The sequence below is a fragment of the Sphingorhabdus sp. genome, from assembly GCF_044239045.1.
GTDB lineage: Bacteria > Pseudomonadota > Alphaproteobacteria > Sphingomonadales > Sphingomonadaceae > Sphingorhabdus_B.
Map to the genome: position 1 here is coordinate 35,640 of NZ_JBIICD010000017.1, position 8,924 is coordinate 44,563.

The window sequence follows — 8,924 nt, forward strand, 5'->3', positions numbered from 1 at the left end:
GTGACATGAGCAGCCCAGCATCCAACGCGAACGAAACCCTCAACGCGGCGGCGCGGTCGTTGCGCAATGTGCGGATGAAGCCAATTGGTTCCAAGTCGCGGGCGCTGCGCCGTGCGCATTTTTGGGGCAAGCTGAGTAAGGCTGTGGTCGCCGTAGGCGTGGTATTGATCGGTGCCGGCATAATCGGTGCTATCATTGATGGCATCGGATTTTGGGGTGTGATGATCACCGGTATTGTCGGCGCGGCGGCGGCTTATGTGCTGATGCGCTACCCCGAAATGCCCATGCCTACTGCAGAGAGCTTGCGCATCACGGATATCGCGACATTGGCCGGAAAAACTGAAATATGGTTGGAGGCGCAGCGCCCGGCTTTGCCAGCACCCGCAGTTACCTTGGTGCAGGATATTGGCTTGCGATTGGACCAACTCGCGCCGCAATTGCAGACGTTGGACGAAAATGACCCGGCGGCGCGCGAAGTGCGCAAGCTGGTGGGCGAACATCTACCTGAACTTATTAATGGCTATAAGAAAATCCCCGACAGCCTGAAACACAAAGAGCATGCAGGAAAAACACCCGCGCAACAGCTTGTTGACGGACTAAAGACCATTGATCGCGAAATTGAGACTATGACCGGGCAAATCGCACGTGGAGAGCTGGATAAGCTTGCCGTGCGTGGCCGTTATCTTGAAATGCGCTATGATAATGCCGGCACAAATGGGCAGGGCGGCTAAGCCAGCCATTCACGGCCTAGCCTACAAACGCGCGTTCCAGAACATAAGTACCGGGTTGCGATTGTGCGCCTTCGGTGAAGCCAAGGCTTTCCAGCAACGCCCCTGTTTCCTTGATCATTGCCATGCTGCCGCAGAGCATGACGCGGTCAAATTCTGGATCGAGAGGATAATCGCCGCTCGCAATGCGCTGCGTGATGCGGCGATTTTCGTCAGTCCATGTCGGGCATTTGGTGACTGAAGGATCATATATCAGCTTCTGCTTTGCCTCGTCCGCAACCAGAGGATCATCCGCAAGTTGAGATTCCAGTACATCGCGAAACGCCAGATCCTCGACCTGTCGCACGGTGTGCTGAACGGTTATCTTTTCATAGCGTTCATACGCCTCGGGATCGCGAATGATCGACATCCACGGGGCCAATCCCGTTCCAGTTCCAATCAAATGCAGCCGCTTTCCGGGCAGCAGAGCGTCCAGCGTCAGCGTGCCAGTTGGTTTGGCACCCAAAAGGATTTCGTCGCCAGGTTGGATTTTGCACAATTGGCTCGTGAGCGGACCATCGGGAACAATGATACTTAAAAATTCCAGCGATTCATCCCAAAATGGCGAGGCCATGGAATAAGCACGCATTAACGGCTTATCATTCACCATAAGACCAATCATCACGAATTGTCCGCTGACAAAGCGGAATGACGCAGGCCGTGACACTGAAAAGGAAAACAGCCCCTTGTTCCAATGATGCGTGGTCAAAACCTTAACAGTCGAAAATGCCATTATTCACTCCATAATTCAGGGCGCTCTTTGACGGCAATGTAGCAATTTACAATAGGGTCATTTCTTTTATCGTCAAAAGCCAGCCTTCTTTTTGGGGCTGTTTGTGAAATCAAGGCCAAATATGGTGGGTCATGAGAAGCGAAAAGCCACATCAAGGTCTTACCAATACGCATGCCGCATCAAGCGTGGGTATCGCAGAATTTGTTTCAGAACCCTATTTGGAGATTAGTAATAACAGAGAAAATGAAGGTTTTGAAACAGGCTGATTTCGCGCGTTTTAACTTGGTTCCCCGGTAAGGATTCGAACCTCAATAGACGGAGTCAGAGTCCGTAGTCTTACCGTTAGACGACCGGGGAGCAAGGGGTGGGCGTATATGCCCGTGACTATGTCCGGTCAACCCGCTGAATCGGGCGGCTGCGGGGGTGTTCAAAAATCTTGAATCTTTGTCACTCTGCGAGTAGCATAGCTGTCAGGTACCGGCGGCACATCCGACCGGCTAGAAAATCAGAAGTGAGTTATCGGCTATGGGCGAAAATGTCGCGCCATCGCCGCAAAACGGACGCGGGCGAAAACGTAAAAGGCCGCCTCGTCGCAAAAATGCGGCACCCAAGGCTGCAATGCTGCAGCAGGCTTCGGCCAATGGCGCAGTGCGTCCCGAAGTCGCAAATGCGTCACAACGGGTTGCGAAGCGCAATGCGCAGGGTAATGACCCCGCCTTGCATCGAAATTGGCTTGAACGCACCGCTTACGCCGCTCTTGACCTTGGTACCAACAATTGCAGATTACTAATCGCGCGCGCGGGTGGCGATGATTTTACCGTAGTTGATGCGTTTTCGCGCGTTGTACGTCTGGGTGAGGGGATGACCTCCACCGGCCGCATGAGCGAGGAGGCTATGGACCGTGCGGTGGAAGCGCTGACAGTATGCGCCGAGAAGCTAAAAAAACGTAATGTGGTGCTCGCGCGTTCTGTTGCGACCGAAGCCTGCCGTCAGGCGGTAAACGGGGCACAGTTTATCGAGCGGGTGAAGCGAGAGACAGGCATCCATCTTGATATCATCAGCCCAAAGGAAGAGGCGCGGCTGGCTGTGATGGGTTGCTACGCCCTGTTAGAAGATGGTGAAGGGCCGGCACTGATTTTTGATATTGGTGGGGGCTCAACCGAACTGGTTCTTGTTTCGACAAGTAACGTCATTCCTGAAATTCTCGATTGGGTAAGCGTGCCCTGGGGCGTCGTCTCGCTCACCGAAAGCGAACGCACAGAGGGCGACAGTCCGGAACAATTGAGGGCGAGCTACCAAGCGATGCGCGACAAAGTCATGGCCAGTTTCGCCGACTTTGCGGCCCGCTTGCCCGAAGACGGTGGCGATCGGCGTCTGTTGGGGACATCCGGGACTGTCACAACGCTCGCTAGTGTCTATCTGAAGCTTAGCAGCTATGACCGTCGTGCCGTGGACGGATTGCATCTCCAGACTTCTGCTATGCGCGATATCAGCCGCGAACTGGCACGTCGCAACATAGAAGGACGGGCAGAATTTCCCACTATTGGCCATGAGCGGGCCGATTTGGTGGTGGCCGGTTGTGCGATATTGGAATCCATTTTCGATATATGGCCTGGCGAACGGTTGGGCGTGGCAGATCGCGGCATTCGCGAAGGTATATTGCGTGCGCTGATGGCCAGCGACGCCAAGCGCCGTAATCGGCGGAATTGAGCTATGGCAGACAATCTTTTTGGTGGTAAAAATTCGGGTCGGACACTGGCCGGCAAGCAGAAAGTCAAGACTGCAAAACGGCGGACGGCGGGGTCAACCCGGTGGCTTGAGCGTCAGTTGAACGACCCTTATGTTAAGCGCGCGCATGGCGAAGGCTATCGCAGCCGTGCAGCTTATAAGCTGGTTGAACTCGACGAAAAATTCCACATCTTGCGCGGTAAAAAGGCGGTCGTCGATTTGGGTGTTGCACCGGGCGGATGGGCGCAGGTAGTGCGCCGGCAGCAACCAAAAGCAGCCATTGTCGGCATTGATCTATTGCCAGTTGACCCGCTTGAGGGGGTTATTCTGCTGGAGATGGACTTCATGCATGATAGCGCGCCAGACCGGTTGATCGCTGAACTTGGCAGCGCGCCAGACCTGATCTTATCTGACATGGCAGCGAATACCGTCGGGCATAAGCAGACCGACCATTTGCGCACCATGGGCCTCGTCGAAGCAGCCGTGGATTTTGCAATCAAGGTCCTGGTACCGGGCGGTGATTTTGTTGCCAAGGTGTTTGCAGGCGGCACCGATCCTGCGATGTTGAACATACTTAAAACGAATTTCAATACGGTCAAACACGCAAAGCCACCGGCAAGCCGCAAGGGTTCAGTGGAATGGTATGTGATTGCGCAAGGAAAAAAGGGCTAGTCAGCCCTTCGCACGCGCCTTTTCAACTGCGGTTTTCAGAGCGTCATAACCCAAGGCGCCCTCCAATATCTGGTCACCGATGATGAATGTCGGCGTACCGTTGAAGCCGATTTGCTGCATAAGCGCCAAGTTGCGCTCGATCTCTTGGTTTGCCTGCGGTGATGCCGCGAAGGTTCGGGCTGCGGCCATATCAAGACCTGCCTTGCGTGCTGCGGCAGCTATGTTCGCTGCATCAGCGCGGCCACCTGCAAACAATGCATCATGAAATGCCTTGTGCTTGCCTTGGCGCGCGGCCGCAAGCGCCCATAAGGCTGCATCTCGGCTGGATTGGCTGAGTATCGGCAATTCGCGATAGACCAAGCGGATATTACCATCGCTTTTCAACAGACGCTGGACATCGGGCAAGCTTGCCCGGCAAAATCCGCAATTATAGTCGGTAAATTCGACAATCGTGACGTCGCCTTTTGGATTACCTGCCTCCGCGCCGGGGAAGGGTTTGGCGATTTGGTTGCCTGCCGCCGCCAAACGCTTTGCGACATCACGTTGCTGCAAAATGGCGACAGCGTCCGTGATGATTTCCGGATTTTCGAGGATATAGGCTCTCACCAAAGCCTCTGTCGCCTTGCGTTGCGCGGGTGACATGCCTGCAGCAGCAACCGCATCATCGGCAGATTTCGCTGCATCTTCGGAGACAGATGTCGTATCAGAAGGGCGATCTGTGCCCGCGCTCGGCCAGAAAATATAGGCGGTCAAAGCAAGCAAGATAGCTAATCCCGCACCGATGATTGCGATGATAATCTGTCGGGTTGACGCTTGTTCGTTCATATAGGCTGATTAGCCGCACCGCGCCTATTCTGCTAGCTTTTTAGCGGCGGCGCTTCTTCAACTGTGCTAGCTTGGCCTCGGCCACCATATTGATATCTTGCGCCCGGATCCAATCAGGCGAGAATTCCGGCAAACCAGCCATTGCGGTTTGCGCATTGGACAACGCAAATTGTGGCGCGCCTTCCATCATATAGCGTTCGGCACTGGCCAATGCAGCGCGCGCCGTATCGCCTTTTTGGGCATAGACGACGCCAAGCTGATACCATGCAAATGGGTTTTGGTTGTCTTTGGTGACGGCGGCTTTCAACACCTGCGCAGCTTCATCAAGCTGCGTTTTGTCTTCCGTAGCGATCAAAGCATGTCCGAATATTGCGGCGATTAACGGTTGGTTGCCGGTTAGGTTTACCGCTTTGCGCAATGGTGCAATCGCATCTGCGGGACGACCAGATTCCAACAAAATCTGGCCATGCAGTTCAAGGAAATACGGATCCTCGGGCGCGGAAGATACAAGGGCGGATGACTCATCCAGGGCCTTTTGCGGATAAGCTGACTTGTGCCAAGCATAAGCGCGCGCATAGCGGGCAGGCACCGATTTGTCCGATTCAGGGTAATCACGCATCGTAGCTGTTGGGTCGGCGAGATAGCCTGTCAGCTTTGCCTTAACGCGTTTGAAATCACTTTCCCATTTGGGGTTTAACGGCGCGTTCCAGGCAGGGTCTGCTGAGTATGTATCCTCCAGCACCGATATGCGTTCACCTGATAAAGGGTGGGTTCGCCCATAGCTGTCCTCTTGTGGGATGCCGAGGCGGAATTCAAAATTCTGAAGCTTTTTGAAAAAATTGATGGAGCCACGGCCTGTTATCCCGGCCTTGGACAGATATTGGGCACCTGACGCATCCGCAGTGCCTTCTTGCCCACGGCTATAGGCCAAGAATTTACCCATTGCGGCTTGTTGCCCCGCCGACAATATGCCCATGCCGGCCTCTCCTGCACCCGCCGCGATGGCCGCCGCTGCAAGAATAAGGCTCGCGATGCTGATACCGCTTGCGGCAGAAACGCCCTCATCGAAGCGCACAACGTGGCCGCCGACAATATGGCCAAGTTCATGCGCTATCACGCCTTGGACCTCATTTGCGGTAGTTGCGGCGTCGATTAAGCCGCTGTGAAGGTATACTGCTTGGCCGCCAGCGACAAAGGCGTTGATGGACTTGTCGTTGATCAGGATGATGTCGACATTTTTGGGGTCAAGCCCCGCCGCCTCAATCAACGGCGCGGAAATCTCTTTAAAAAAGGCTTCTGTCTCTGCATCGCGTAAAATAGACTGCGCCATGGCTGGCTGCACAGAGATCAAAACTGCAAGAAACAGGGTGAACGCTGACCGGACCAGACGAAATGTGAAAATTTCCATGTCAGGTGAATGGCCTGAACAGCATGAACGCGCAATGAAGAAAATTGACAAAACAAAACCCCGCCGGTCAGTTACCCGCGGGGTTTTATTTTTTCGAAAGACTTTACTTTTAACCGAAGGTGCGTTGCCACCAACCAGTGCGTGGCGTGCCGTCATCGGGGCCACCGTCCGCTTCCGTGGATGCTACATCTTTCGCGGCATCTTTTGCGGCAGCTTTCTTGCGTGGTGCCTTGGCTTTGGCCTTTGGCGCCTCCGCAGTTTCTTCGGCTGCTGTTTCCGTCATAGGCGGGGTTGCCTTTGCCTTGGCACGTGGTTTGGCTGGAGCCTTTACCTTTGCGGCAGGGGCTTCGTCAGCCACTACAGGCGCACTGGTCGCTACAATATCAACCGCGTCAGTCTTTGGCTTGGCGCGGCTGCGACGCTTTGGCTTCGCGTCAACTTCTGGCGCTACTTCCGTGACTGCAGGAGCTTCGGATTCAGTTGGTGCTGACGCTTCAGAAATGCCATCAGCGCCGGCTTCCAGACGGTCACGACCTCTGCCACCGCGACGTCCACGACGTGCTTTTGGTTTGGCTTCCGCATCGGCTTCAGATGTTTGACCTAAATCGTCGCTTTCGGAACGTTCCGCAGTTGGCTTATTTTCACCAGCAACTGCATCCTCGCCTTCAGGACGACCATCACGGTCTCGACCCTTGCCGCCGCGGCGGCCACGGCGACGCTTGCGTTTGCGACCTTCGCCGCCTTCGCCTTCTTCGCGTGGACGATCTTCTCTGGCGCGACGTGGCTCGCGTGCAGTTTCTTCGGCTTCTTCGGCCTCATCGTCGAACTCATCGACAACATCGTCAATGTCGTCATCGTCGAGATCGATGATCGGCGGCAATTCGACCGGACGCTCTGGGCGTGGGCCGGAGCTGGAAACTGCAAGCTTTGCGCCTTCAGTTTCGCCATTGGGGACAATCAGGACGCGGACATGGTAGCGATCTTCGATCGCAGCCAATTCGGCACGCTTGTTGTTAAGGCAATAGATGGTTGCCTCTTGGCTTGCTTGCAGCACGATCTGGTTGCCTTGACCCTTTGCCGCTTCGTCCTCAATAAGACGCAGCGCGGACAGCGCCGCCGACGACGCGGTGCGGACTAAGCCAGTGCCTTCACAATGCGGACATTCGCGTGTCGATGCCTCCAGCACGCCGGTGCGCAGACGCTGACGGCTCATTTCCATCAGGCCAAAGCTGGAAATACGACCAACTTGAATGCGCGCGCGATCATGCTTCAAAGCTTCTTTCATTGCACGCTCGACTTTGCGTGCGTTCGAATGATGCTCCATATCGATGAAGTCGATGACGACGAGGCCAGCCATATCGCGCAAACGCAACTGACGGGCAATCTCCCGCGCGGCTTCCAAATTGGTTGAAAGCGCGGTTTGTTCAATGCCATGTTCTTTGGTCGAACGGCCTGAGTTGATGTCGATCGAGACCAATGCTTCGGTCGGATTGATAACAATATAGCCACCCGACTTCAATTGTACGACCGGCTGATACATTGCGTTCAACTGATCTTCGACGTGATAGCGTTGGAACAAGGGAACAGGATCCGCATAATGCTGTACACGCTTTGCGTGGCTCGGCATCAGCAGCTTCATAAAGTCCTTGGCGGCCTTATACCCGTCAGGCCCTTCAACGAACACCTCATCAATATCTTTATTGTAGATGTCGCGGATGGCGCGTTTGATAAGGTCGCTGTCGGTGTGGATCAGCATGGGCGCGGCACCGCGCAGGGTGCGTTCACGGATTTCGTCCCACAGCCGGGCCAGATAATCAAAGTCACGCTTAATTTCAGGCTTCGTCCGGGCAAGTCCGGCGGTCCGGATGATGCAACCCATTGTCGATGGCAACGTAAGATCAGAAATAATGGTCTTCAAACGTTTGCGATCGGCGGCGCTGTGGATTTTACGGCTGATGCCACCGCCATGCGACGTGTTTGGCATCAAGACGCAATAACGGCCTGCAAGGCTCAGATACGTCGTGAGCGCAGCACCCTTGTTTCCGCGTTCTTCCTTAACGACTTGAACGAGCAAAACTTGACGACGATGAATGACGTCCTGAATTTTGTACCGGCGGCGCAAGTTCATGCGCTTTGCGCGCACTTCGTCACTCGCCTTTGGTGCGCGGCCTTCGCCATTTCGTCCGCCACGTCCGCGACGGCGACGGTTGTTGCGACCGTTTTCACCTTGATTGCCGCTACGTTCGTTTTCGTCGATGTCATCACCATTGCCGCTCAGGTCGGGTTCTTCACCCTCTGTTATGTCTATGGTGTCGATGCTGTCGTCGCTATCGACCTCAATGAGGTCAGTTACGTCGTCGTCACGTTCTGCTGAACCCTGCATGATATCGGAAGGCTCATCGCTTTCCTCTTCTTCTTGCTCACGCAGTGCAGCTTCTTCAGCCGCGGCTTCAGCTTCTTCAGCCAACAACCGCTCGCGGTCTTCCCGAGGGATTTGGTAATAATCAGGGTGAATTTCGGCAAACGCCAAAAAACCATGCCGGTTGCCGCCATAATCGACGAAAGCCGCCTGAAGCGATGGTTCGACCCTGGTTACCTTTGCGAGGTAGATATTGCCTTTGAGCTGCTTGTGCTCGGCCGATTCAAAATCGAATTCCTCAATCCGGTTTCCTGTTACGACTGCGACCCGGGTTTCTTCCCGGTGACGCGCGTCGATAAGCATACGCGTTGTCATGTAATTTACTCCAGCGAGCACGGCAGCCGATTGTTAGCCGAAGGCCGCTCGCTTCAT

General features: G+C 54.8%; 7 protein-coding genes and 1 tRNA gene. 3 read left to right on the top strand and 5 right to left on the bottom strand.

The window, feature by feature from the left end; genetic code table 11:
• The first annotated feature begins 5 nt into the window (after window positions 1-5).
• A complete protein-coding gene (locus ACILP4_RS07965) occupies window positions 6-731 on the top strand; it encodes a hypothetical protein (protein ID WP_395620200.1) in 726 nt (241 codons plus the stop codon).
• Window positions 732-747: 16 nt separating this feature from the next.
• Here the strand turns inward: ACILP4_RS07965 and ACILP4_RS07970 are convergent, their stop codons facing one another.
• Both ACILP4_RS07970 and ACILP4_RS07975 read right to left on the bottom strand, forming a co-directional pair.
• The gene (locus ACILP4_RS07970; RefSeq protein ID WP_395620201.1) at window positions 748-1,500 is read right to left on the bottom strand and encodes a ferredoxin--NADP reductase; all 753 of its coding nucleotides are present in this window, start codon (window positions 1,498-1,500) and stop codon (window positions 748-750) included.
• Between the two features lie 283 nt (window positions 1,501-1,783).
• A tRNA-Gln gene (locus ACILP4_RS07975) sits at window positions 1,784-1,857 on the bottom strand.
• A gap of 261 nt (window positions 1,858-2,118) precedes the next feature.
• On the opposite strand from ACILP4_RS07975, the gene ACILP4_RS07980 reads away from it, so the two are divergent.
• Both ACILP4_RS07980 and ACILP4_RS07985 read left to right on the top strand, forming a co-directional pair.
• Window positions 2,119-3,210, top strand: a complete 1,092-nt coding sequence (locus tag ACILP4_RS07980) for a Ppx/GppA phosphatase family protein (protein ID WP_395620202.1) — start codon at window positions 2,119-2,121, stop codon at window positions 3,208-3,210.
• A 3-nt stretch (window positions 3,211-3,213) separates the two neighbouring features.
• Window positions 3,214-3,900 (top strand): RlmE family RNA methyltransferase, encoded by a 687-nt coding sequence (locus ACILP4_RS07985; protein WP_395620203.1) that lies wholly within the window; start codon window positions 3,214-3,216, stop codon window positions 3,898-3,900.
• On the opposite strand, the gene ACILP4_RS07990 is transcribed toward ACILP4_RS07985, so the two are convergent.
• The 3 genes from ACILP4_RS07990 to ACILP4_RS08000 all read right to left on the bottom strand — a co-directional run bounded on the left by ACILP4_RS07990 (window position 3,901) and on the right by ACILP4_RS08000 (window position 8,867).
• Complete coding sequence (locus ACILP4_RS07990; RefSeq protein ID WP_395620204.1) at window positions 3,901-4,725, bottom strand: DsbA family protein; 825 nt, start codon at window positions 4,723-4,725, stop codon at window positions 3,901-3,903.
• Window positions 4,726-4,765: 40 nt separating this feature from the next.
• Window positions 4,766-6,133 carry a M48 family metalloprotease gene (locus ACILP4_RS07995; RefSeq protein ID WP_395620205.1) on the bottom strand — a complete coding sequence of 456 codons (1,368 nt, stop codon included), beginning with the start codon at window positions 6,131-6,133 and terminating at the stop codon, window positions 4,766-4,768.
• A 109-nt stretch (window positions 6,134-6,242) separates the two neighbouring features.
• Window positions 6,243-8,867, bottom strand: a complete 2,625-nt coding sequence (locus ACILP4_RS08000) for a ribonuclease E/G (protein ID WP_395620206.1) — start codon at window positions 8,865-8,867, stop codon at window positions 6,243-6,245.
• Between the last annotated feature and the right edge of the window lie 57 nt (window positions 8,868-8,924).